This window comes from Pseudomonas sp. B21-031, from assembly GCF_024748985.1.
Lineage (GTDB): Bacteria > Pseudomonadota > Gammaproteobacteria > Pseudomonadales > Pseudomonadaceae > Aquipseudomonas > Aquipseudomonas kermanshahensis.
The window spans coordinates 465,303-490,333 of sequence record NZ_CP087181.1 but is presented as its reverse complement, the minus strand read 5'-3'; the positions used below and the strand labels follow the sequence as shown (position 1 = coordinate 490,333).

19 protein-coding genes and 3 pseudogenes are annotated in these 25,031 nt (G+C 61.9%); 16 read left to right on the top strand and 6 right to left on the bottom strand.

Features of this window, described 5'->3' with window-relative positions:
* Positions 1-64 precede the first annotated feature (64 nt).
* Complete coding sequence (locus LOY53_RS02125) at positions 65-1,063, top strand: alpha/beta hydrolase family protein (RefSeq protein ID WP_252826526.1); 999 nt, start codon at positions 65-67, stop codon at positions 1,061-1,063.
* 94 nt (positions 1,064-1,157) lie between these two features.
* On the opposite strand, the gene LOY53_RS02120 is transcribed toward LOY53_RS02125, so the two are convergent.
* Genes LOY53_RS02120 through LOY53_RS02110 form a run of 3 tightly spaced genes read right to left on the bottom strand, consistent with a single transcriptional unit; the run spans position 1,158 to position 3,611 of the window.
* A complete protein-coding gene (locus LOY53_RS02120) occupies positions 1,158-1,922 on the bottom strand; it encodes a TerB family tellurite resistance protein (RefSeq protein WP_252826525.1) in 765 nt (254 codons plus the stop codon).
* A 1-nt stretch (position 1,923) separates the two neighbouring features.
* A complete protein-coding gene (gene murU / locus LOY53_RS02115; RefSeq protein WP_258703551.1) occupies positions 1,924-2,595 on the bottom strand; it encodes an N-acetylmuramate alpha-1-phosphate uridylyltransferase MurU in 672 nt (223 codons plus the stop codon).
* A complete protein-coding gene (locus LOY53_RS02110) occupies positions 2,592-3,611 on the bottom strand; it encodes an aminoglycoside phosphotransferase family protein (protein ID WP_252826523.1) in 1,020 nt (339 codons plus the stop codon). The genes murU and LOY53_RS02110 overlap by 4 nt, the downstream gene beginning before the upstream one ends.
* Before the next feature lie 130 nt (positions 3,612-3,741).
* On the opposite strand from LOY53_RS02110, the gene LOY53_RS02105 reads away from it, so the two are divergent.
* The 11 genes and pseudogenes from LOY53_RS02105 (at position 3,742) to LOY53_RS02055 (ending at position 17,726) form a co-directional block, all read left to right on the top strand.
* Positions 3,742-6,546 (top strand): LPS-assembly protein LptD, encoded by a 2,805-nt coding sequence (locus LOY53_RS02105; protein ID WP_099452719.1) that lies wholly within the window; start codon positions 3,742-3,744, stop codon positions 6,544-6,546.
* Positions 6,527-7,846, top strand: coding sequence for a peptidylprolyl isomerase SurA (gene surA / locus LOY53_RS02100; RefSeq protein WP_027594388.1), 1,320 nt, complete (start codon positions 6,527-6,529; stop codon positions 7,844-7,846). Before LOY53_RS02105 ends, surA begins: the two co-directional genes overlap by 20 nt.
* On the top strand, positions 7,843-8,832 hold the full coding sequence (pdxA, locus tag LOY53_RS02095; RefSeq protein WP_258703550.1) for a 4-hydroxythreonine-4-phosphate dehydrogenase PdxA: 990 nt from the start codon (positions 7,843-7,845) through the stop codon (positions 8,830-8,832). Before surA ends, pdxA begins: the two co-directional genes overlap by 4 nt.
* Positions 8,829-9,629 (top strand): 16S rRNA (adenine(1518)-N(6)/adenine(1519)-N(6))-dimethyltransferase RsmA, encoded by an 801-nt coding sequence (gene rsmA, locus LOY53_RS02090; protein WP_027594386.1) that lies wholly within the window; start codon positions 8,829-8,831, stop codon positions 9,627-9,629. Before pdxA ends, rsmA begins: the two co-directional genes overlap by 4 nt.
* 161 nt (positions 9,630-9,790) lie before the next feature.
* A pseudogene (gene apaG, locus LOY53_RS02085) lies at positions 9,791-10,172 on the top strand (Co2+/Mg2+ efflux protein ApaG).
* A pseudogene (locus LOY53_RS02080) lies at positions 10,172-11,040 on the top strand (symmetrical bis(5'-nucleosyl)-tetraphosphatase). Before apaG ends, LOY53_RS02080 begins: the two co-directional pseudogenes overlap by 1 nt.
* 14 nt (positions 11,041-11,054) lie before the next feature.
* A complete protein-coding gene (gene glpE / locus LOY53_RS02075; RefSeq protein ID WP_252826520.1) occupies positions 11,055-11,384 on the top strand; it encodes a thiosulfate sulfurtransferase GlpE in 330 nt (109 codons plus the stop codon).
* A 287-nt stretch (positions 11,385-11,671) separates the two neighbouring features.
* A pseudogene (locus LOY53_RS02070) lies at positions 11,672-13,591 on the top strand (PrkA family serine protein kinase); the annotation flags it as partial.
* Between the two features lie 119 nt (positions 13,592-13,710).
* A complete protein-coding gene (locus LOY53_RS02065) occupies positions 13,711-14,982 on the top strand; it encodes a YeaH/YhbH family protein (protein ID WP_027594381.1) in 1,272 nt (423 codons plus the stop codon).
* Entirely contained in the window at positions 14,979-16,547 is a 1,569-nt protein-coding gene (locus LOY53_RS02060) for a SpoVR family protein (protein WP_027594380.1), read from the top strand. Before LOY53_RS02065 ends, LOY53_RS02060 begins: the two co-directional genes overlap by 4 nt.
* A gap of 60 nt (positions 16,548-16,607) precedes the next feature.
* Entirely contained in the window at positions 16,608-17,726 is a 1,119-nt protein-coding gene (locus LOY53_RS02055) for a multifunctional CCA addition/repair protein (protein ID WP_258703549.1), read from the top strand.
* A 138-nt stretch (positions 17,727-17,864) separates the two neighbouring features.
* Here LOY53_RS02055 and folK read toward each other — a convergent pair whose 3' ends face one another.
* Both folK and folB read right to left on the bottom strand, forming a co-directional pair.
* Entirely contained in the window at positions 17,865-18,374 is a 510-nt protein-coding gene (gene folK / locus LOY53_RS02050) for a 2-amino-4-hydroxy-6-hydroxymethyldihydropteridine diphosphokinase (RefSeq protein WP_027594378.1), read from the bottom strand.
* Entirely contained in the window at positions 18,365-18,721 is a 357-nt protein-coding gene (folB, locus tag LOY53_RS02045; protein ID WP_033703061.1) for a dihydroneopterin aldolase, read from the bottom strand. The genes folK and folB overlap by 10 nt, the downstream gene beginning before the upstream one ends.
* A gap of 74 nt (positions 18,722-18,795) precedes the next feature.
* Here folB and plsY point away from each other — a divergent pair, with 74 nt between their 5' ends.
* The gene (gene plsY / locus LOY53_RS02040; RefSeq protein ID WP_252826517.1) at positions 18,796-19,365 is read left to right on the top strand and encodes a glycerol-3-phosphate 1-O-acyltransferase PlsY; all 570 of its coding nucleotides are present in this window, start codon (positions 18,796-18,798) and stop codon (positions 19,363-19,365) included.
* A 6-nt stretch (positions 19,366-19,371) separates the two neighbouring features.
* Here plsY and tsaD read toward each other — a convergent pair whose 3' ends face one another.
* Complete coding sequence (gene tsaD, locus LOY53_RS02035; protein ID WP_027594375.1) at positions 19,372-20,397, bottom strand: tRNA (adenosine(37)-N6)-threonylcarbamoyltransferase complex transferase subunit TsaD; 1,026 nt, start codon at positions 20,395-20,397, stop codon at positions 19,372-19,374.
* Positions 20,398-20,601: 204 nt separating this feature from the next.
* Here tsaD and rpsU point away from each other — a divergent pair, with 204 nt between their 5' ends.
* The 3 genes from rpsU to rpoD all read left to right on the top strand — a co-directional run bounded on the left by rpsU (position 20,602) and on the right by rpoD (position 25,027).
* Positions 20,602-20,817, top strand: coding sequence for a 30S ribosomal protein S21 (rpsU, locus tag LOY53_RS02030; RefSeq protein WP_003255575.1), 216 nt, complete (start codon positions 20,602-20,604; stop codon positions 20,815-20,817).
* 312 nt (positions 20,818-21,129) lie between these two features.
* Positions 21,130-23,112 carry a DNA primase gene (gene dnaG, locus LOY53_RS02025; RefSeq protein WP_258703548.1) on the top strand — a complete coding sequence of 661 codons (1,983 nt, stop codon included), beginning with the start codon at positions 21,130-21,132 and terminating at the stop codon, positions 23,110-23,112.
* Between the two features lie 67 nt (positions 23,113-23,179).
* On the top strand, positions 23,180-25,027 hold the full coding sequence (rpoD, locus tag LOY53_RS02020) for an RNA polymerase sigma factor RpoD (RefSeq protein WP_238212362.1): 1,848 nt from the start codon (positions 23,180-23,182) through the stop codon (positions 25,025-25,027).
* Positions 25,028-25,031 lie beyond the last annotated feature (4 nt).

Sequence of the window (25,031 nt, the reverse complement as noted above, 5' to 3'; positions counted from 1 at the left end):
TAACATGGCCGTCACGGGCAAATACTATTAGGCTGCCGGTATCATTCTGGCCTTGGGTTGACGCATGTCCACACTTTATCGCACGACGCTGGCAATGTGCTGCCTAGCCTCGATCCTTCCGCTCGGCGCCATGGCCGCCGACGCTGAAAAACCACCGACCACTGCCGAAGCCCCACCGGCCGAAGCCACCCGCCCGCCCCTGCTGGAACGCAGCCAGGAAGACGCCCTGGCCCTGGAGCGCCTGGTGCCCAAGGCCGAGCAGCAAACCCTGCAGGCCGGTGCCGAAAGCTTCCTGGCACTGTGGAAGCCGGCCAACAGCAACGACCCCAAAGGTGCGGTGATCCTCGTGCCCGGTGCCGGTGAGACAGCCGACTGGCCGAACGCCGTCGGCCCGTTGCGGCGCAAGTTCCCCGATGTGGGCTGGCACAGCCTCAGCGTCAGCCTGCCCGACCTGCTTACCGACAGCCCGCAGGCGCGTGTCGAAACCAAGCCCGCAGCGGCCCCTACCAAGAGCGAGGGCGAAACAGCGCCTGCCAAAGACACCCCGACCGATGCTAACGCCAACGTCGCCCAGGCGACTGCCGCCGACCCCGACACAGCAGAAAGCACCGATGCCGCACAGGCCAGCGAGCAGAATGACCCGGCCGACGCCGAACGTATCTTCGCCCGCCTCGACGCGGCGGTGGCTTACGCGCAACAGCATGACTCACGCAGCATCGTGCTGATCGGCCATGGCAGTGGCGCGTACTGGGCAGCCCGCTACCTGAGCGAGAAACAACCCGCGCAGGTGCAAAAGCTGGTGATGATCGCCGCGCAGACGCCGGCCCGGGTGGAACATGACCTGGAAAGCCTCGCGCCGACCCTCAAGGTGCCAACCGCCGACCTGTACTACGCCACCCGCACCGGCGATCGACGTGCCGCAGAACTGCGCTTGCAGGCCAGCAAACGGCAGAAGGACAGCCAGTACCGCCAGTTGTCGCTGATTGCCATGCCTGGTAACAAGGCCGCTGAACAGGAACAGTTGTTCCGCCGGGTGCGCGGGTGGATGAACCCGCAAGACTGACTCGAGGTTGCCGGGGCCGCGCTTGCGACGGTTGCGCGGTCCCTGTAGGAGCGGCCTTGCGCCGCGAAAAGGGGCGCAAAGCGCCCCCGCTTTTCTACAAACCCCGCCGCTTGCGGATCAGCGCATACGCCTGATGCAACTCCCGTGTCCGCTCGGTCGCTGCACGTACCTGGGCATCCGTGGCATCGCTGCCCGCCAGCTTGTCCGGGTGATGACGGCTAACCAGCCGGCGATAAGCCTGCTTGACCTTGTCGCCCTCGGTATCTGCCTCCACCGCCAGCAGGCGCATGGCTGCCGCGTAGGTCATGGTGCCGCCGTCCAGCCCGGACTTGCGCGGCTCGTACTCCAGCGACAAGGCTTGCACCTGCCGCCGGCTCAAGCCCAGCGTCTGCCCCCAGTCCAACAGCAAGTCGCGCTCTTTGGCGCCGACCTTGCCGTCGGCCCAGACCATGCGCCAACAGGCGCGTAAGGTCCCTTCGGCGGCATGCGGCTGCTCGCGGATACGACGCAGATGGCCAGCCAGTCGGTCCTTGCCGGCCTTGCCGCGGTTGAACGCGGCAATGGCCCGCAGCCGGGCCGCGTCGGCCAGGTCCAGGCGCACCATCTCTTGGCGTGCCTGCTGGATATGCTGCTCGGCAACCCGGCCATCGCACTTGGCCAGCCTGCCCAGCAGCACGAACAGCAATTCTTCATCACGCAAGGCCGGGCGCCCGCCCAAGCGCTCGCGCAGGTCCTCCCAGCCGCGCACCTGCAGGCGCCGGTCCATGGCCTGCCCTACCAAGGCACCGAGCAGGGCGCCCGGGATACTGGCGACGGCAAAACCGGCACCGGCACCAATCACCGTGCTTGGCCACCACATGTCAGGCGCGCTCGCCGATCAGGCGTTCAGCCTGCGCCAGGCGCTCGAGCGTACCGACGTCGACCCAATGGCCACGGTAGTGCTCACCACTGACCTTGCCCTGCGCCATGGCCTGACGCAGCAGGGGCGCCAACTTGAAAGCACCCGGCTGGCAACCGGCGAACAACGCTGGGTCCAGCACCGACAGGCCACTGAAGGTCAGGGTACCCGGTGCGTCGTCGCCATCCACGACCTGCTCGGCTACCAGGCGGAAGTCGCCACGGCCGTGATGGCCAGGGTTGTCGACCAGCACCAGATGCGCCAGGCCCGCAAGCGGCGCTTTCAGGCGAGCGAAATCGTAGTCGGTCCAGACGTCACCATTGATCAGCAGAAACGGTGCATCGCCCAGCAACGGCAGGGCCTTGAAGATCCCGCCACCGGTTTCCAGCGGCTCACCCTCAGGTGAATAGCGGATGCTCAGGCCGAAGCGGCTGCCATCGCCCAGGTGGTCTTCGATCTGCTGGCCGAGCCAGGCATGGTTGATCACCACCTCGGTAATACCCGCAGCCGCCAAGGCGCGCAGGTGATATTCGATCAGCGGCTGACCGGCGACGGGCACCAGAGGTTTGGGGGTATGCAAGGTCAAAGGGCGCATGCGCTCGCCCTTGCCTGCCGCCAGAATCATCGCCTTCATGCACGCGCTCCGGCCTGGAGGTCCGCGATCAGTTCACCCAGCTCCGCCAACTCGGGGCGGCGCTTGATCACTTCATCTATATAGGCGAAGAAGCGCGGGACGTCTGTCAGGTAGCGTGGCTTGCCGTCGCGGTGGCAGATGCGGGCGAAAATACCGATGACCTTGAGGTGGCGCTGTACGCCCATCAGGTCGCTGGCACGGTGGAACGCCTCGAAGTCGGCCTGTACCGGAATGCCGGCCGCCTGCGCCTTTTGCCAGTAATCCCGCAGCCAGGCTTCGACACGGGCCTGTGGCCAGCTGAGGAAAGCATCCTTGAACAGGCAGGTGATGTCGTAGGTGACCGGGCCGTAAACGGCGTCCTGGAAGTCCAGCACGCCTGGGTTTGGCGTGCTCTGCATCAGGTTGCGCGGCATGTAGTCGCGGTGCACCAGCACCTTGGGCTGGGCCAGGGCACTGTCGATCAGCGCCTGGCTCACACGCTGCCAGGTGGCTTGCTGGGCGTCGGTGAGGGTCAGGCCAAGCGCCCGTCCGACGTACCACTCCGGGAACAGTTCGACTTCGCGGCGCAGCAGGGCATCGTCGTAGCTCGGCAGCGGCGCGTCCATCGGCAGGCGCTGGAACGCCAGCAGCGCATCGATGGCGTCACTGAACAGGGCATCGGCATTGTCGGCATCAATGATGTCCAGGTATGTCTGATGGCCCAGGTCGCCCAGCAGCAGGAAACCACGCTCCAGGTCCTCGGCATGGATCACCGGCACGTGCACACCGGCACTGGCCAGCAGGTGATCGATGGCGACGAACGGTCGGCAGTTCTCCTGCGGCGGGGGTGCGTCCATGATCACGAAACTGTGCCCAGCGCCCTGCCAGCGGAAGTAGCGGCGGAAGCTCGCATCGCTGCTGGCGGCCGTCAGGCTACCTGCTGGCACTTCGCCCCAGGCGTTTTTCAGAAAAAGATTGTTGAGCTGCTCATCGAGCCAGACAGTCAGTTGTTGCAAGCGTACATCGTGATCAGGCATTACAAGGGTCTCCGACGGCCCTAGCCGTCAAGCGGGTCATGCTTTATTATCCAGCATCTTTTTCAGACCATCGAGAGGCGTGCGGCCCCACACGCGGGCAGATGGCACGCAGGAAGCCCGGACTAATAAGATGGCATTGAAATCCCCCGCGTTTCGTAGAAAGTTTCCGTTGCTGGTCACCGGCGGTTTGCTGGCCCTGCAACCTCTGGCCACGTCGTACGTCGTGGCAGCCGAACAGTTCGACTGCCAAGTGTCCGCCTCCGGCGGTTGGGACTGCAAGCCCAAGACTCCAGTCAACAACCTGCCGCCGCGTCCGGTGCACGAGGGTGCTGCCCTCAGTTCCGGCACCGAGGCCCAGGCGGCCGAGGCCGAAACCGCGGACAAACCGATGCTGGTCACCGAGGCCAAGGGCCGTGGCCTGAAGTCGCGTAGCGAAGACTACAGCCACCTGGACTGGGTCCCCCGTGACAAGCTCACCGCAGCCCAACTGGCCGAAACCGGCCCGTACTGCGGTGGCGCGTACATCGAGCCGACCCGCCCAGGCATGGCCGACACCACGCCCAAGGACGAATCGCCGACCTACATCAATGCCAAGGTCTCCAAGTACCAGCAGGAGCAGCAGATCGCTACCCTCGCCGGTAACGTGGTCATGCGCCAAGGCAGCATGCAGGCCGAGGCCGACGAGGCCAACCTCTACCAGACCGAAAACCGTGGCGAGCTCAAGGGCAACGTCAAGATCCGTGACAACGGCTCGCTGGTAGTGGGTGACGAGGCGCAGATCCAACTCGACACGGGTGAAGCCCAGGTCGACAACGCCGAATACGTGATGCACAAGTCGCACATTCGCGGCAACGCCCTGTACGCCAAGCGTGGCGAAAACGCCATCATCCGTCTAAAAGACGGTACGTACACCACCTGCGAACCGGGCAGCAACGCCTGGCAGCTGAAGGGCAACAACATCACCTTGAACCCGGCGACCGGCTTCGGTACCGCGACCAACGTCACCCTGCGGGTCAAGGATTTCCCGGTGTTCTACACACCGTACATCTACTTCCCGATCGACGACCGTCGCCAGTCCGGCTTCCTGCCGCCGTCGTTCAGCAGCAGCAGCGACACCGGCTTCATGCTGGTCACGCCGTACTACTTCAACCTGGCGCCCAACTATGACGCCACGTTGTACCCGCGCTACATGACCAAGCGCGGCCTGCTGATGGAAGGTGAGTTCCGTTACCTGACCCCATCCAGCGAAGGCCAGTTCGGCGGCGCGTACCTGAACGACAAGGACGACGACCGTAAAGACCAGACTGACTACAAAGATCAGCGCTGGATGGTCAACTGGCAGCACAAGGGCGGGCTGGACGAGCGCCTGATGACCGAGGTGGACTACACCGACATCAGCGATCCGTTCTACTTCCAGGACCTGGAGTCCGACCAGATCGGCGTCGAAAGCCGTGACCTGCTCAACCAGCAGGGTGCACTGACCTACCGTGGCGACAGCTATACCGCACGGTTGAACGTGCATGCCTACGAGATGGCGACCATCTCGCAGATCACGCCGTATGACAGCCTGCCGCAGATCACCCTCAATGGCACGCTGCCGTTCCAGCCGGGTGGTTTGAATTTTGGGTATGAGACTGAAGCGGTTCGCTTTGATCGTGACCTGAAGGACGACTTCGTTCTCGACAAGGATGGCAATCCGGACTTTTCCGCAGGGGCAGCAGGGCGCCGCCTGGATGAGAATATCAGTGGTATTGCGCGGGCCAACGGCACGCGTTTGAACGCCGCCCCGTCGATCAGCCTGCCGATGCAAGCCAGCTACGGCTTCGTCACGCCGAAGCTGAAATACGCCTATACCCACTACGACCTTGACCTTGATAGCCAAGGTAAAACCCAAGCGATCGCGCAATCGGCAAACCCGGCTTATGGCAGCTACAACAGCTCGCTGAACCGCGACATCCCGATTTTCAGCGTCGACAGTGGCCTGTACTTCGATCGCAACACGTCGATGTTCGGTACCAACTACCGTCAGACCCTCGAACCGCGCATGTTCTACCTCTACGTCCCGTACAAGGACCAGAAGGACATCCCGCTGTTCGACACGGGCGAAACCCTGTTCAGCTACGACTCGCTGTTCCGCGACAACCGCTTCAGCGGTACCGACCGCATCGGCGACGAGAACAAGCTGTCGCTGGGCGTGACCACGCGCTGGATCGAAGACAACGGCTTCGAGCGCCAGAGCTTCAGTATCGGTCAGGCGCTGTACTTCAAGGACCGCAAGGTCCAACTGCCAGGCATCGACTACCGCACCCGCAACGATTCGCAGTCTGACGTGTCGCCGTACGCACTGCTGTACAGCTACAACTTCAACCGCGACTGGCGCTTCAATTCGGACTTCAACTGGGACCCGGACAGCCGCAGCACCCGCTCGGGCAGCGCGATGTTCCACTACCAGCCTGAAGACAATCCGAACAAGATCGTCAACCTCGGCTACCGCTACCGCAACGACACCATTGCCTACGACTCGACCACGGGTACCTGGAAAGTGGGTGGCGGCGACTACGGCACGCCTGGTGATCCGAACTACATCAAGGATTACTACAAGATCCAACAGCATGACTTCTCGGTCATCTGGCCGATCGTTCCACAGTGGAGCGTGATCGCTCGCTGGCAGCATGACTACAACCGCAACCGCACCCTGGAAGCCATGGGCGGTTTCGAATACGACAACTGCTGCTGGAAGCTGCGCCTGGTCAACCGTTACTGGATCGACTACGACGACTTCAGCCAGGCACTCCCGCAGAACGAAAAAGGCGACCACGGTATCTTCCTGCAGATCGTGCTGAAAGGCCTCGGTGGTGTAGTAGGCAACAAGGTCGAATCTTTCCTCGACGAAGGCATTCAAGGTTACCGTACACGTGAAGACCAAGCTTATTGATCGTCTGCGCCCAGTGTTGCTGGGCGCTGCATTGCTGAGTGGCGCGGTGCATGCCGCGGTACAACCCCTGGACAAAGTGGTGGCCATCGTCGACAACGACGTGGTCATGCAGAGCCAACTGGACCAGCGCGTCCACGAAGTTCAGCAAACCATCGCCAAGCGTGGCGCCGGCGTGCCACCGACCAGCGCTCTGGAACAGCAGGTGCTCGAGCGCCTGATCGTCGAGAACCTGCAGTTGCAGATCGGCGAGCGCTCCGGTATCCGCATCACCGATGAGGAGCTGAACCAGGCCATCGGCACCATTGCCCAGCGCAACGGCATGTCGCTGGACCAGTTCCGCGCAGCCCTCGCCCATGATGGTCTGTCGTTCGACGACGCGCGCGAGCAGGTCAAGCGCGAAATGATCATCAGCCGCGTGCGTCAGCGCCGTGTGGCCGAGCGCATTCAGGTTTCCGAGCAGGAAGTGAAAAACTACCTGAACTCGGACCTGGGCAAGATGCAGCTCTCGGAAGAGTACCGCCTGGCCAACATCCTCATCCCGACCCCGGAAGCCGCCAATTCGGACGACATCCAGAAAGCTGCGCGCAAGGTCGGTGAGCTCTACCAGCAACTGCGTCAGGGCGCGGACTTCGGCCAGGTGGCGATTGCCAACTCGGCCAGCGAAAACGCCCTTGAGGGTGGTGAAATGGGCTGGCGTAAAGCCGGCCAGCTGCCACCTGACTTCGCCAAGATGCTCAGCAACATGTCGGTCGGCGACATCACCCAGCCAATCCGCATCCCCAACGGCTTCATCCTGCTCAAGCTCGAGGAGAAGCGTGGTGGCGGCGAGAACGTGCTGCGTGACGAAGTGCATGTCCGCCACATCCTGATCAAGCCGAGCGAAATCCGCAGCGAAGCGGCCACCAAGCAGCTGGCCGAGCGCCTGTACGACCGTATCCAGAACGGCGAAGACTTCGGCGAGCTGGCGAAGAGCTTCTCGGAAGACCCGGGTTCGGCGCTTAACGGCGGCGACCTCAACTGGGTCGACCCGAACAGCCTGGTACCGGAGTTCCGCGAGCAGATGGCCACCGCCCAGCAAGGTGTGGTGACCAAACCGTTCAAGACCCAGTACGGCTGGCACGTCCTGGAAGTGCTGGGCCGCCGCGCCACCGACAGCACCGAGCAGGCACGCGAGCAGCAGGCCATGAATGTGCTGCGCAACCGCAAGTACGACGAAGAGCTGCAGACCTGGCTGCGCCAGATCCGCGACGAAGCCTACGTTGAAATCAAGCTGCCTGGCGCCGACCAGGCCGCCCAGTGAAGCCCCTGCGCTTTGCCGTCACCCCCGGCGAGCCAGCTGGCATAGGTCCCGACCTGTGCTTGCTGCTCGCCGCAGACGCCCAGCCCCACCCCCTGATCGCCATCACCAGCCGTGACCTGCTCGCCGAGCGGGCCGCGCAGCTGGGGCTGGCCGTCAACCTGCTGCCGGTAGCGCCGGGGCACTGGCCCGACCAGCCGGCGCCTGCGGGCAGCCTGTATGTGTGGGATACGCCCTTGGCCACCGCCGTGACGGCAGGGCAACTGGACAAGGCCAATGCTGGCTTCGTGCTGGAAACCCTGACCCGTGCCGGCAACGGCTGCCTCGACGGGCATTTCGCCGGGATGATCACCGCGCCGGTGCACAAGGGTGTGATCAACGAAAGCGGCATTGCCTTCTCCGGGCATACCGAGTTTCTGGCCGAGCTGACCCACACCGCACAGGTGGTAATGATGCTGGCGACCCGCGGCCTGCGCGTGGCCCTGGTGACCACGCACTTGCCGCTGCGCGACATTGCCGACGCCATCACGGCCGAACGCGTCGAACGCGTCACCCGCATCCTGCATGCCGACATCCGCGACAAGTTCGGCATTGCCAACCCTCGCATCCTGGTGTGCGGCCTCAACCCGCACGCCGGAGAAGGCGGCCATCTGGGCCGCGAAGAAATCGACATCATCGAACCGACACTGGCCCGCCTGCGTGCCGAAGGCATGGACCTGCGCGGACCGCTGCCGGCCGATACCCTGTTTACCCCCAAATATCTGGAGCACTGCGACGCAGTGCTGGCGATGTACCACGACCAGGGCCTGCCCGTACTCAAGTACAAAGGCTTCGGCGCCGCGGTCAATGTGACCCTGGGCCTGCCGATCATCCGTACGTCGGTCGACCACGGCACCGCCCTGGACCTGGCCGGCACCGGCAAGGTCGACACCGGCAGCCTGCGAGTCGCGCTGGAAACCGCCTACCAGATGGCCGAGAACCGACCATGAACGAGCAATACCAACACCGGGCGCGCAAGCGCTTCGGCCAGAACTTCCTGCACGACGCCGGCATCATCGACCGCATCCTGCGCGCCATCAACGCCAAGGCAGGTGAACACCTGCTGGAAATCGGCCCAGGCCAGGGCGCCCTCACCGAGGGCCTGCTGGGCAGCGGCGCGCAATTGGACGTAGTGGAGCTGGACAAGGACCTGGTGCCGATCCTGCAGCACAAGTTCGCCGGGCGCGACAACTTCCGCCTGCATCAGGGCGACGCCCTGAAGTTCGACTTCAACCAGCTGGGCGTGCCACCACGCAGCCTCAAGGTAGTCGGCAACCTGCCCTACAACATCTCCACCCCGCTGATCTTCCACCTGCTCAGCCATGCTGGGCTGATCCGCGACATGCACTTCATGCTGCAGAAAGAAGTGGTCGAGCGCATGGCCGCAGGCCCGGGTGGCGGTGATTGGGGCCGCCTGTCGATCATGGTGCAGTACCACTGCCGAGTCGAACACCTGTTCAATGTTGGCCCTGGCGCGTTCAACCCGCCGCCGAAAGTGGATTCGGCCATCGTGCGCCTGGTGCCACATGAAGTGCTGCCGTTCCCGGCCAAGGACCACCTGCTGCTGGAGCGTGTCGTTCGCGAAGCCTTCAACCAGCGCCGCAAGACACTGCGCAACACCCTCAAAGGCCTGCTCGACAGCCAGGCGATCGAAGCCGCTGGCGTAGATGGCAGCCTGCGGCCTGAACAGCTGGACCTGGCCGCCTTCGTGCGCCTGGCTGACCAGTTGGCCGATCAGCAAGCCTGATTAGCACCTGTTACGGCCTCTTCGCGGGCAAGCCTGCGAAGAGGCCGGCACTGCCCCCCCCCACCCCGCCTGCACATACCTGCCCGCGACCACACCGCTGGCCCTCCCCCCCGCCAATGGCCTAGACTGCATTATTGCGTCAGTTCGCCCAAGGCCTTTGCATGTCCGATCCCCGTTACAAGATCGACGTCAGCGTCGTGACCCGTTACCTCAAAGAACAATCCGACCCCGAAAACAGTCGTTTCGCTTTCGCCTACACCATCACCGTGCAAAACAACGGTTCGGTCACAGCCAAGTTGCTGTCCCGGCACTGGCTGATCACCAACGGTGACGGTGAAGTCGAAGAAGTGCGCGGCGCCGGCGTGGTCGGCCAGCAACCTAACATCGACCCGGGCAAGAGCCACACCTACAGCAGCGGCGCGGTCATCAGCACCCGCGTGGGCACCATGCAGGGCAGCTACCAGATGTTCGCCGAAGACGGTAAAACGCTTCGACGCCGAGATCGCGCCCTTCCGCCTGGCGGTACCCGGAGCCCTGCACTGATGGCAACGTACGCCGTCGGTGACCTGCAAGGCTGCCTGCAACCGCTCAAGTGCCTGCTCGAACGTGTTCGCTTCAACCCCGCCGTCGACCGCCTGTGGCTGGTCGGCGACCTTGTCAATCGTGGCCCCGAATCGCTGGAGACCCTGCGTTTCCTCTACTCGATCCGCCAGTCGCTGGTCTGCGTACTGGGCAACCATGACCTGCACCTGCTGGCCGCCTGGCATAACGTCGAACGCCTGAAAAAAAAGCGACACCCTGCGCGAAATCATCGAAGCGCCGGATGCCGACCTGCTGTTCGACTGGCTGCGCCGGCAAAAAACTGCTGCACTACGACGAGCCCCGCGGCATTGCCATGGTGCATGCCGGCATACCGCCTCAATGGACACTGGGCAGAGCCCTGGAGCTCGCCGCCGAAGTCGAGGAAGCACTGCGCGACGACGGCAGGCTCAAGCTTTACCTCGACGGCATGTACGGCAACGAGCCTAACAAGTGGAGCAAGAACCTCACCGGCATCGAGCGCCTGCGGGTGATCACCAACTACCTCACGCGCATGCGCTTCTGCACCCCCGAGGGCAAGCTCGACCTCAAGAGCAAGGAAGGCCTGGGCACCGCCCCCAAAGGCTACAAGCCCTGGTATGCGCACAAGGACCGCCGTTCACGCCACGTGAAGATCATCTTCGGCCATTGGGCCGCCCTTGAAGGGCGCGTCGACGAGCCCGGCATCATCGCCCTGGACACCGGTTGCGTGTGGGGCGGCGCCATGACCCTCTACAACGTCGACAGCGGTGAATACCATCGCTGCGACTGTTCCGACGACGGCACCGTACGCCCGCCGGCACAACCCACTAGAATCAACGATCAGCCCTGAAGGAAACCGTAGCCATGAGCGAATTCAAACGCATCCCTCCCGAGCAGGCTCTGGCCCTGCGCGCGCAAGGTGCGGTAGTGGTCGACATTCGCGACCCTCAAGCCTTTGCCGCCGGCCACATCAGCGGCGCCACCCACCTGGACAACCATTCGGTCGCCGATTTCATCCGCAACGCCGACCTCGATGCACCGACCCTGGTGGTCTGCTACCACGGCAATTCCAGCCAGAGCGCTGCCGCCTACCTGGCGGGCCAGGGCTTTTCAGAGGTGTACAGCGTCGATGGCGGCTTTGAGCTGTGGCGCGCCACCTACCCGGACGAGACCGCCCAAGGCGCTGCCGAATAATTTTTTCATTTTTACTGCAGCCCGCGCCCCATGCGGGCTCGCGGCTCACCTGACGAACGGTCGCGAGCAACTTCTCGGCCTCACGCCCTTGACCTTGCGTATTACCAACTATCCTTAAGCCCAGGCCATCCAAAAAAGGGGAGAGCCGGTACACCGGCGTGCGGGTCATCGGTAGCGTTTCAAGGGTGTTCTGGGGGGTATACAGCAATCGGTAAACCCGGTTGCATGCCAGCATCAGCTGACTGATCCGGCGTCGTCTCCACGTATCGAGCGAGGTGACGTCATGAGCATTTTTTAGCCACTTCCAACAACGTTTCGAGTCCACCCGCCAGGAAGAACTTTCGCTGCAGGAGTACCTCGAGCTGTGCAAGCAGGATCGCAGCGCCTACGCATCGGCGGCAGAACGGCTGTTGCTGGCCATCGGCGAACCGGAGCTTGTCGACACCTCTAACAATTCCAGGCTATCGCGGATCTTCTCCAACAAGGTGATCAGGCGCTATCCGGCCTTTGAAGACTTCCATGGCATGGAAGAATGCATCGACCAGATCGTGTCGTACTTCCGCCATGCGGCGCAGGGCCTGGAAGAGAAGAAACAGATTCTTTACCTGCTGGGCCCGGTAGGTGGCGGTAAGTCGTCGCTGGCCGAAAAGCTCAAACAACTGATGGAAAAGGTGCCCTTCTACGCCATCAAGGGCTCACCTGTATTCGAATCGCCACTGGGCTTGTTCAACGCCACCGAAGATGGGGCCATTCTCGAGGAAGAGTTTGGGATCCCACGGCGCTACCTGAACACCATCATGTCGCCCTGGGCCACTAAGCGCCTGCAGGAGTTCGGCGGCGACATCTCCAAGTTCAAAGTGGTCAAGCTCTATCCGTCGATCCTCAACCAGATCGCCATTGCCAAGACCGAACCTGGCGATGAGAACAACCAGGACATCTCTGCCCTCGTCGGCAAGGTGGACATCCGCAAGCTCGAGGAATACCCACAGAACGACGCCGACGCCTACAGCTATTCGGGTGCGCTGTGCCGGGCCAACCAGGGCCTGATGGAATTCGTCGAGATGTTCAAGGCGCCAATCAAGGTCTTGCACCCACTGCTTACCGCGACCCAGGAAGGTAACTACAACAGCACCGAAGGGCTGGGGGCGATTCCCTATACCGGCATCCTGCTGGCCCACTCCAACGAATCGGAGTGGCACACGTTCCGTAACAACAAGAACAACGAAGCGTTCATCGACCGGATTTACATCGTCAAGGTGCCCTACTGCCTGCGCGTCAGTGACGAGATCAAGATCTACGACAAACTGCTGGTCAACAGCTCGCTGGCCAAGGCCCACTGCGCGCCCGATACCCTCAAGATGCTGGCCCAGTTCACCGTGCTCTCACGGCTCAAAGAGCCAGAGAACTCCAACATCTATTCGAAGATGCGCGTCTACGATGGCGAAAACCTCAAGGACACCGATCCGAAGGCCAAGTCGATCCAGGAATACCGCGACTCGGCAGGTGTCGACGAAGGGATGAACGGCCTGTCGACCCGCTTCGCGTTCAAGATCCTCTCCAAAGTCTTCAACTTCGACCCACACGAGATCGCAGCCAACCCGGTTCACCTGTTGTACGTGCTCGAACAGCAAATCGAACAGGAACAGTTCCCGGCCGAAGTGCGCGAACGCTACCTGCGCTACCTGAAGGAATACCTGGCGCCGCGCTACATCGAGTTCATCGGCAAGGAAATCCAGACCGCTTACCTGGAGTCCTACAGCGAATACGGCCAGAACATCTTCGACCGCTATGTGCTGTACGCCGACTTCTGGATCCAGGACCAGGAATACCGCGACCCGGAAACCGGCGAGATCCTCAACCGCATTGCCCTCAACGAAGAACTGGAAAAGATCGAGAAGCCGGCCGGTATCAGCAACCCGAAAGACTTCCGCAACGAGATCGTCAACTTCGTACTGCGCGCACGCGCCAACAACAACGGCAAGAACCCGAGCTGGCTCAGCTATGAAAAGCTGCGGGTGGTGATCGAGAAGAAAATGTTCTCCAACACCGAAGACTTGCTGCCGGTCATCAGCTTCAATGCCAAGGCCAGCAAGGAAGACCAGAAGAAACACAACGACTTCGTCACCCGGATGGTGGAGCGTGGCTACACCGACAAGCAGGTTCGTCTGCTGTCGGAATGGTACCTGCGGGTCAGGAAATCGCAATAAAGCGGCAAGCTACACACCGCACGCCCAAGGCTGCAGTGCCAGCCTCGGGCGGCGGCAGCTGCTTTTACGTGCAGCTCGTAGCTTGAAGCGTGCAGCTGTTCCCAGCTACCGGAGGGACCATGAGCTACGTAATCGACCGACGCCTGAACGGCAAGAACAAGAGCACGGTCAACCGCCAGCGTTTTCTGCGGCGCTACCGTGACCACATCAAGAAGGCCGTCGAAGAGGCCGTGAGCCGCCGCTCCATCATGGACATGGAGCATGGCGAGCAAATCAGCATTCCGGGACGGGACATCGATGAACCGGTGTTGCACCACGGTCGTGGCGGCAAGCAGACCATCGTGCACCCTGGCAACAAAGAATTCACTGCCGGCGAACACATCCCCAGGCCTCAGGGGGGCGGTGGCGGCGGTGGCCGCGGCAAAGCCGGCAACTCCGGCGAGGGCATGGACGAATTCGTCTTCCAGATTACCCAGGAAGAGTTTCTCGAGTTCATGTTCGAAGACCTCGAACTGCCCAACCTGGTCAAACGTCACCTGACCGGTGCCGACACCTTCAAGACCGTACGCGCCGGTATTGCCAACGAAGGCAACCCCTCGCGCATCAACATCGTGCGCACCCTGCGTTCGGCCCATGCCCGGCGTATCGCCCTGACCGGCAGCAGCCGCGCCCTGTTGCGTGAAGCGCAGAAAGAACTCGACCGCCTGAAGGTTGAGGAACCCGACAATTTCACGGACATCCAAGAAGTCGAGCAAGAGATCGAACGCCTCAAGGCGCGCATCAACCGCCTGCCCTTCCTCGATACCTTCGACCTCAAGTACAACCTGCTGGTCAAGCAGCCTAACCCCAGTTCGAAAGCGGTGATGTTCTGCCTGATGGACGTGTCCGGCTCCATGACCCAGGCCACCAAAGACATCGCCAAGCGCTTTTTCATCCTGTTGTACCTGTTCCTCAAGCGCAATTACGACCGTATCGAAGTGGTCTTCATCCGCCACCACACCAGTGCGCGGGAAGTGGACGAAGAGGAGTTCTTCTACTCGCGGGAAACCGGCGGCACCATCGTCTCCAGCGCACTCAAGCTGATGCAGGAAATCATGGCCGAGCGCTACCCGGCCAGCGATTGGAACATTTACGCCGCGCAAGCCTCTGACGGTGACAACTGGAACGACGACTCGCCGATCTGCCGCGAGATCCTCTCCAAGCAAATCATGCCGCACGTGCAGTACTACACTTACGTTGAGATCACCCCCCGTGAACATCAGGCGCTGTGGTACGAGTACGAGCGAATCGGCGAGGGCTTCCCCGACACGTTCGCCCAGCAGCAGTTGGTATCGGCCGGCGACATCTACCCGGTCTTCCGTGAACTCTTCCAGCGCAGGTTAGCCACATGACCGCAAGAGCTCAGAAACGCCAACCCATTTCCACCGGGTCCGAGTGGACGTTCGACCTGATCCAGACTTACGACCGGGAAATCAGCCGTCTGGCCGAGCGTTACGCGCTGGATACCTACCCTAATCAGATCGAAGTGATCACCGCCGAGCAGATGATGGATGCCTACGCCTCAGTCGGCATGCCGCTGGGTTACCACCACTGGTCCTATGGCAAGCAGTTCCTCAGCACGGAAAAATCCTACAGTCGGGGCCAGATGGGCTTGGCCTACGAGATCGTGATCAACTCCGATCCGTGCATCGCCTACCTGATGGAAGAAAACACCATGTGCATGCAGGCGCTGGTGATTGCTCACGCCTGCTACGGCCATAACAGCTTCTTCAAAGGCAATTACCTGTTCCGCACCTGGACCGATGCCAGTTCGATCATCGACTACCTGGTATTCGCCAAGCAGTACATCGCCCAATGTGAAGAGCGCCACGGCATCGATGCGGTCGAAGACCTCATCGACTCCTGCCACGCCCTGATGAACTACGGCGTCGACCGTTACAAGCGTCCCTACCCCATTTCCGCCGAAGAGGAACGGCGCCGGCAAAAAGAGCGTGAAGAGCACCTGCAGCGGCAGATCAACGACCTGTGGCGCACCATTCCCAAGGGTGCAGAAAAAGGCGGCGACCGCGATGATGCGCGCTTCCCCGCCGAACCGCAGGAAAACATCCTCTATTTCATCGAAAAACACGCCCCGCTGCTCGAGCCCTGGCAGCGTGAAGTGGTGCGCATCGTGCGCAAGATCGCCCAGTATTTCTACCCGCAGCGCCAGACACAGGTCATGAACGAAGGGTGGGCCACCTTCTGGCATTACACCCTGATGAACGACCTGTACGACGAAGGCCTGGTCACCGACGGCTTCATCATGGAGTTCCTGCAATCGCACACCAGCGTGGTGTTCCAGCCAGGCTTTGACAGCCCGTACTACAACGGCATCAACCCCTATGCGCTTGGCTTCGCGATGTACACCGACATCCGCCGGATCTGCGAAAACCCTACCGAGGAGGATCGCCACTGGTTCCCCGACATTGCCGGCAGTGACTGGTTATCGACCATCAAGTTCGCGATGAGCAGCTTCAAGGACGAGAGCTTCATATTGCAGTACCTGTCGCCCAAGGTGATCCGCGACCTCAAGCTGTTCAGCATTCTGGACGACGACCAACGCGATGACCTGCTGGTGCCCGCCATCCATGATGAGACCGGTTATCGGGTCATCCGCGAGCAACTGGCGGCTCAATACAACCTGGGCAACCGCGAACCGAACGTTCAGATCTGGAGCATCGACCGGCGCGGGGACCGCTCACTGACCCTGCGCCACCAACAGCACAACCGCAAACCTCTGGGCGACTCGACCGAGGAAGTGCTCAAGCATCTGCATCGCCTGTGGGGCTTCGACATCCACCTGGAGACCGTTCAGGGCGATCAGGTCATGAAGACTCACCACATGCCACCCCGCGGCGAGCACAGCGAAAGCGCCGACTATGGCCGCATGGACTTGGCCGTCATCCACCACCTCTAGCACCGCTGCCCCTGCATGACTGCCAACAGGTTATCCTGTGGGCAGTTATGGAGGCTGTACATGCACATCTACAAAGTCGGCGGCGCCGTGCGCGACCGCTTGCTCGGGCGCCCCGTCAGCGATATCGATTGGCTGGTGGTTGGCGCAACCGTCGAACAGATGCAAGCCCTGGGCTATCGCCCGGTGGGCGCTGATTTTCCGGTTTTCATCCACCCTAAAAGCGGTGAGGAATATGCGCTGGCGCGCACCGAGCGCAAGAGCGGGCGGGGATATGGCGGGTTTACCTTCCATGCAAGCCCCGACGTCACCCTCGAAGAGGACCTGATCCGCCGCGACCTGACCATCAATGCGATGGCGGAGGATGATGCGGGCACGCTGTACGACCCTTACAACGGTAAAGAAGATCTCGACAGGCGCCTGTTACGCCACGTTTCCCCGGCATTCGCCGAAGACCCGTTGCGGGTACTGCGGGTTGCCCGCTTTGCCGCACGCTACGCCCCCCTCGGCTTCAAGGTCGCTGACGAGACGCTGGCGCTGATGCGCCAGATCAGCGCCTCCGGCGAGTTGCAAGCGCTTACCGCTGAGCGCAGTTGGAAAGAGATCGAGCGCGCGCTGATGGAGCCACAACCCCAGGTGTTCTTCGAGGTCTTGCACGCGTGCGACGCCTTGCAGGAGTTGCTGCCTGAGCTCATCGACAGCCCCCACGCCCTGGCAGGCCTGGAGCAGGCTGCGCTGCACGGTCAACCGCTGCACGTGCGCTGGGCCTGCCTGCTGCGCGAGCTGAAGCCGGTCGTGATCAAGGCGGTCAGCCAACGCTTCAAAGCACCGCGCGAGTGCCAGGAGCTGGCCATGCTGGTGGGTGAGTGCCTGACACACTGCAATCAGGCCTTTGAGCTGGATCCTGAGGCATTGCTGGGGCTGCTGCAGAAGTTCGATGTGTACCGCCGGCCACAGCGTTTTGACGACTTCCTCAGCGCCTGCGAGATGGATGCGTGCGCGCGTCAGGGCGAGCTGGCTTATCCACAGGCTGATTACCTAAGGGGCGCAGCGGCGGCGGCGAGGGCTGTGGATGTGAAGCCGCTGGTGCAGGCTGGGCTGACCGGGCAGGCGCTTGGAGAGGCTCTGAAAGGTGAGCGGCTGAAGGCGCTTGTTGCTTACATAAGTGGTGCAGAAGGCTGATTTATCGATTGCCTGAGCGGGCCCTTTCGCGGGTGAACCCGCTCCCACAGAGACCCCACAAAACTTGAGGGCAGCTGCGTACTTGTGGGAGCGGGTTTGCCCGCGAAGAGGCCCGCTCAGGCAACAAAAGAGCTCGGATCAGGCAGGCGTCAGTTGCAACCCGCGCCACTCAAAGGCAACCGGCGCCAACACCTGATCAATCCGCGCTTCCTGCCACACCTGCGCCATCGGCTTGCCCACCCCCGGGTGCACCAGCTCTGGCGCCAGCAGCGACAATGGCCACAGCACAAACGCGTTTTTCAGAATCTCGGCCCGCGGCAGCACCAACCCATCGAAGGTGCCGTGCAGATCGTCATACAGCAGCACGTCGATATCCAACGGCAGCCCTTTGCGCTCTGGCGCGTAACGGCCGTTGTCGGCTTCGATGAACTTGAGGCGGCGGTCCAGCTCCATCAACGGCAAATCGGTCTTGCCGGTCACCACGAAGTTGATGAACGGCCCACTCTTGATCCCGACCGCCTGGCTTTCGAACGCTGGCGAACAGCGCATGTCGGTGAGAATGCCCGCCAAGGCATCGAGCCCGGCACACAAGTGCGCATGCCGGTCGATGTTACTGCCCAAGCCCAGGTAAACCGTGTTCAGAGACATCCGCGCTCGATCTCCACGCCAACACCGCCACGGGCAGCCGGAACCGCGCCTGGCTTGGTCAGCTTCAACCGCACCCACGGAATCTGGAATTCTTCCATCAGCACCGCGACCAGGCGCTCGGCGAAGGTTTCTACCAACTCGAAGCGTGCCTGTTCGGAAAATGCCTGGATTCGCGCCGAAACACTGGCGTAATCCAGCGCCAGGCTGAGATCGTCGCCGGCCGCTGCCGGGCGATTGTCCCAGGCAAAACTCAGGTCCAGGCGCAAGCACTGGCGAATATCCCGCTCCCAGTCATAGGCACCGATGACGGTATCGACTTCCAGGCCTTCGATGAACACTCTGTCCAAGCACTTCTCTCCACAGCACGACAAGGGCGACTGGCGCCGTTAGAATCAGGGCGTCCTCGCCCGGAATAGTTAGCATGTTTTGGTTATTGGCGCTGCTCGCCTACCTGCTCGGCTCGCTGTCCTTCGCCATTGTCCTAAGCCGCCTCTTCGGCAGCCCGGACCCCCGTGCCAGCGGCTCGGGCAATGCCGGGGCCACCAACATGCTTCGCCTGGCAGGCCGCAAGCTGGCGATCCTGACCCTGCTTGGCGACCTGTGCAAGGGCTTGTTGCCCGTATTGCTTGCCCGCGTTGCCGGCCTCGACCTGCAGGAGCAGGCCTGGGTTGGCGTGTGCGCGGTGCTCGGCCACCTGTTCCCGCTGTACTTTCGCTTCCAGGGCGGCAAGGGTGTGGCAACGGCGGCCGGCATGCTCATGGGCCTGTATTTCCCGGCGGCATTGCTGGCCATCGCGGCCTGGCTGCTGACCTTCTACCTCACACGTACCAGCTCGCTGGCGGCGCTTATCGCCACGCCGCTGACCTTGCCCCTGCTCGCCTGGCGCGAACCCGAGGCATTGCTGCCGATCAGCGTGCTCACGCTGATGATCGTCTGGGGCCACCGCAACAACCTACGCGACCTGGTCGCCGGGCGTGAACGCCACTTCTGAAAACTTTCAGACCGGCGGCAACTGCTCCATCGGCCAGCGGGCCTGCACGCTGATCGCCAGGTCCTGCTGCTGCCCGGCCAACAGGCGCTGGCAGCCGGCATAGGCGATCATCGCGCCGTTGTCGGTGCAGAACTGCGGGCGGGCGTAATACACGTTGCCCTTCATGCCACCCAGCATTTCCTCGAGCGAGGCACGCAACGCCTTGTTGGCGCTGACACCACCAGCAATCACCAGCCGCTTCAGGCCCGTCTGCTTCAGGGCCCGCTTGCACTTGATGGTCAAAGTCTCCACCACCGCCTGCTGGAATGCCAGCGACACGTCGCAACGGGTTTGCTCACCGTCGTCGCCAGCATCACGGCACTGCTGCCAGGTATTCAGGGCGAAGGTCTTGAGGCCGCTGAAGCTGAATTCCAGCCCCGGGCGATCGGTCATCGGCCGTGGGAAAACAAACCGCCCTGGCACGCCCTGCTCGGCCAGCCGGGCGATTTCCGGGCCGCCGGGGTAGTTCAGGCCGATCAGCTTGGCGGTCTTGTCGAACGCCTCACCGGCAGCGTCGTCCAGGCTTTCGCCCAACAGCTCGTACTGGCCGATGCCATCGACCCTGACCAACTGGGTATGGCCACCCGACACCAACAAAGCGACGAACGGAAACTCGGGCGGGTTTTCTTCCAGCATGGGCGCCAGAAGATGGCCTTCCATGTGGTGCACGCCAATGGCCGGGATGTCCCAGGCAAACGCCAGGGCCTGGGCGCAGGACGCGCCGACCAGCAGTGCGCCGACCAGCCCAGGACCCGCGGTGTAGGCGATGGCATCGATCTCGGTGGCGACGCAGCCAGCCTCGTCCAATACCTGGCGAATCAACGGCAGCATGCGCTTGACGTGATCGCGTGAGGCAAGCTCCGGTACCACACCGCCAAACACGCGGTGCAGGTCGATCTGGCTGAACAGCGCGTCGGCCAACAAACCGCGTTCGCTGTCATATAATGCGACGCCAGTTTCGTCGCAGGATGTTTCCAATCCCAGTACTAGCATGGGCTCGTCCCTTGTGGGGGCTGAATTCGAAGCCGCGCATGATAGTCGCCGTGTCGGGTGCCGACCAGCGGTTTTCGATCAGAGGCTTTGCATTCCGGCCAGCTAAGGGTTAACATCCGCAACCCTTGAAAACCGACGTTCTCCAGCACACCTTTGTTTTGCCAGGAGCACGTCTACCCCGGTAATGAATTAAGGTAGCCCTGGATGCCAGCCGTCAAAGTTAAAGAGAACGAACCCTTCGACGTAGCTCTGCGTCGTTTCAAGCGCTCCTGCGAAAAAGCCGGTGTACTGGCTGAAGTTCGTAGCCGCGAGTTTTACGAGAAGCCGACCGCCGAGCGTAAGCGTAAAGCAGCTGCTGCTGTTAAGCGCCACGCCAAGAAAGTTCAGCGCGAACAGCGCCGCGCCGTTCGTCTGTACTAATACAGACGTTCTACGCAAAGCTTCTGCCCTGCCCGGCTCACCGCCGGGCCGATGGCAGCGGTTGCTTCACAACTGCTTCAAACTTGGGCAGCTAGCTCAAGGCCTTTTACGCACTCGCTTCATGCGAACTGCATGGGGGCAACCTGCCTGAAACGTCAGAGCTGGTCATTGACCAGATCGTGCACGTCCTGTCTGACGAGCCTTCATTGGCTGGCGACGAGCACATACTTCCCTCGCACTTCCCCTTGCAGCATTCGCCCCAACCGGCGCGTGAGCGATTAGACTTGCCAGTTGCCAGATGACGAGACTGCCATGGCCGGGCTGATTCCCCAGAGTTTCATTGACGACCTTATCAACCGCCTCGACATTGTCGACGTGGTGAGTTCGCGCGTCCAGCTGAAAAAAACCGGCAAAAACTACTCAGCCTGCTGCCCCTTTCACAAGGAAAAGACCCCGTCCTTCACGGTCAGCCCCGACAAGCAGTTCTATTACTGCTTCGGTTGCGGCGCCGGTGGCAACGCCCTCGGCTTCGTCATGGACCACGACAACCTGGACTTTCCCCAGGCCGTCGAGGAACTGGCCCGCGCCGCTGGCATGGAAGTGCCCCGCGAAGAAGGCCGACGCGCACAAAAGCCGCGTCAGCCAACCGATTCGCCGCTGTATCCGCTACTGGATGCCGCCACCGAATTCTACCGCCAGGCCCTGCGCAACCACCCCACCCGCAAAGCGGCGGTGGACTACCTCAAAGGCCGCGGCCTGTCTGGGGAGATTGCCCGGGACTTCGGCCTGGGCTTCGCGCCACCCGGCTGGGACAACCTGCTCAAGCACCTGGGTGCCGACACCCTGCAGCAAAAGGTCATGATCGATGCCGGCCTGCTGATCGAGAACGCCGAAACCGGCAAGCGCTATGACCGCTTCCGCGATCGCGTGATGTTCCCGATCCGCGACAGCCGTGGCCGTGTGATCGCCTTCGGCGGCCGCGTACTGGGCGACGACAAGCCCAAGTACCTCAACTCCCCGGAAACCCCGGTTTTTCATAAAGGCCAGGAACTCTACGGGCTTTACGAGGCACGCAAGCACAACCGCAACCTCGACGAAATCATCGTCGTCGAAGGCTACATGGACGTCATCGCACTGGCCCAGCAGGGCCTGCGCAACGCCGTCGCCACCCTCGGCACCGCCACCAGCGAAGAGCACCTCAAGCGCCTGTTCCGCGTGGTGCCCAGCGTGCTGTTCTGTTTCGACGGCGACCAGGCCGGGCGCAAGGCGGCCTGGCGCGCGCTGGAGTCGACCCTGTCGGCCCTGCAAGATGGCCGCCGCGCACGCTTTCTGTTCCTGCCCGAAGGCGAGGACCCGGACAGCCTGGTGCGCGCCGAAGGCACCGATGCCTTCATGGCACGCATCAACCAGCACGCCCAACCCCTGGCGGATTACTTTTTCGAGCAACTGAGTGTCGAAGCTGACCCGCGCTCGCTGGAAGGCAAGGCGCATTTGGCGACCCTGGCTGCACCGTTGATCGAAAAAATACCTGGCGCCAACTTGCGTCAGTTGATGCGTAACCGCCTGAAGGAAATCACCGGCCTCGATCCTCAGCAAGTCGAGCAACTGGCCCAGCAACCGGCACCCAGCAGCAGCGTCCCGGACTACGATCCGGGCTATGACTATGATGCCATGGCCAACTACACGCCTGACTACGGCGACATGCCGCAGCACGACTACGCGCCGGCGCAGCAAGAGCAACAATGGAAGCCCAACAAGGCGGGTGGTAAGAAGCCGTGGAGCGACAAGCCCTGGGACAAGAACCGCAAAGGTGGCAAGCCTTGGCAGCAACGTGACGAGGCCCCACCGCGCACCCCGGCCCCCGTGGAGCCCCCGACCCTGGCGGCCTTGCGCACATTGCTGCACCACCCGTTACTGGCCGGCAAGGTGGAAGATGCCAGCCACTTCGCCGACGAAGAGCACCTGTACAGCCAGTTGCTGGTGGCATTGATCGAAGCCGCTCAGAAGAATCCTGGGCTAAGCTCAATGCAGTTGATCGCACGTTGGCACGGCACCGAACAGGGCCGTTTGCTGCGGGCGCTGGCCGAGAAGGAATGGCTGATCGTAGCCGACAACCTTGAACAACAGTTTTTCGACACTATAACTAGCTTGTCCGCCCGCCAACGCGAGCGCAGCCTGGAACATCTGCTCAGGAAAGCACGTCAAAGCGAGTTGAGCAGTGAGGAAAAATCGCAGCTTCTCGCCCTGCTTAGCAGGAATGTTCCCGCACAAACGCCGACCTCATCTGGCGCGTGAGGCCCATGCTCGGGTATAATCCTCGGCTTGTTTTTTGCCCGCCAAGACCTTCAGTGGATAGGGTGTTATGTCCGGAAAAGCGCAACAGCAGTCTCGTATCAAAGAGTTGATCACCCGCGGTCGTGAGCAGGGCTACCTGACTTACGCGGAGGTCAACGACCACCTGCCTGAGGATATTTCAGATCCTGAACAGGTGGAAGACATCATCCGCATGATCAACGACATGGGGATCAACGTATTCGAGAGTGCTCCGGATGCGGATGCCCTTCTGTTGGCGGAAGCCGACACCGACGAAGCCGCGGCCGAAGAAGCCGCTGCTGCGTTGGCGGCAGTTGAAACCGATATCGGCCGCACGACCGACCCAGTGCGCATGTACATGCGTGAAATGGGTACTGTCGAGCTGCTGACCCGCGAAGGCGAGATCGAAATCGCCAAGCGTATCGAGGAAGGCATCCGTGAAGTCATGGGCGCCATCGCTCACTTCCCGGGTACTGTCGACTACATTCTCAGCGAATACGACCGCGTCACCACCGAAGGTGGCCGTTTGTCCGATGTGCTCAGCGGTTACATCGACCCTGATGACAACATCGCTGCTCCGACCGAAGAAGTGCCTGTTCCAGGTGCCAAGGTTGCGGCTGCCAAGGAAGAAACGGACGACGAAGAAGAAAGCGAAGAGAGCGACGATGAGGAAGAGGCCGAAAGCGGCCCGGACCCAGTCGTTGCCGCTCAGCGTTTCGGTGCGGTTTCCGATCAGCTTGCCATCACCCTCAAGGTGCTGAAAAAGCATGGCCGTAGCCATGCCGAGAGCATCGGCGCCATGCAGGCGCTGGCCGATCTGTTCATGCCAATCAAGCTGGTACCCAAGCAGTTCGAGGTACTGGTCGAGCGCGTGCGTGATGCACTGAGCCGCCTGCGTCAGCAAGAACGCGCCATCATGCAACTGTGCGTCCGTGACGCTCGCATGCCGCGTGCCGACTTCCTGCGCATGTTCCCAAGCAACGAAACCGACCAGACCTGGAGCGGTGACCTGGCCAAGCGTAACACCAAGTGGGCTGCTGCCCTGGGTGAAAAAGACGCTGCCATCGTCGCCTGCCAACAGAAGCTGATCGACCTTGAGACCGAGACTGGCCTGACCGTCGCCGAGATCAAGGAAATCAACCGTCGCATGTCGATCGGTGAAGCCAAGGCCCGCCGCGCCAAGAAAGAAATGGTCGAGGCGAACCTGCGTCTGGTGATCTCCATCGCCAAGAAGTACACCAACCGTGGCCTGCAATTCCTCGACCTGATCCAGGAAGGCAATATCGGCTTGATGAAAGCGGTGGACAAGTTCGAATACCGTCGCGGCTACAAGTTCTCGACCTATGCCACCTGGTGGATTCGCCAGGCGATCACCCGTTCGATCGCCGACCAGGCCCGCACCATCCGTATTCCGGTGCACATGATCGAGACGATCAACAAGCTCAACCGTATTTCCCGCCAGATGCTGCAGGAAATGGGCCGTGAACCGACCCCGGAAGAGCTGGGCGAGCGCATGGAAATGCCTGAGGACAAGATCCGCAAGGTACTGAAGATCGCCAAAGAGCCGATCTCCATGGAAACCCCGATTGGTGACGACGAAGATTCGCACCTGGGCGACTTCATCGAGGACTCGACCATGCAGTCCCCGATCGACGTAGCCACGGTCGAAAGCCTCAAGGAAGCCACCCGTGACGTGCTCTCGGGCCTGACCGCCCGCGAAGCCAAAGTGCTGCGTATGCGCTTCGGCATCGACATGAACACCGACCACACCCTCGAAGAAGTAGGTAAGCAGTTTGACGTGACCCGTGAACGGATCCGTCAGATTGAAGCGAAGGCGTTGCGCAAATTGCGCCACCCGACGCGCAGCGAGCATCTGCGTTCCTTCCTCGACGAGTGATGAC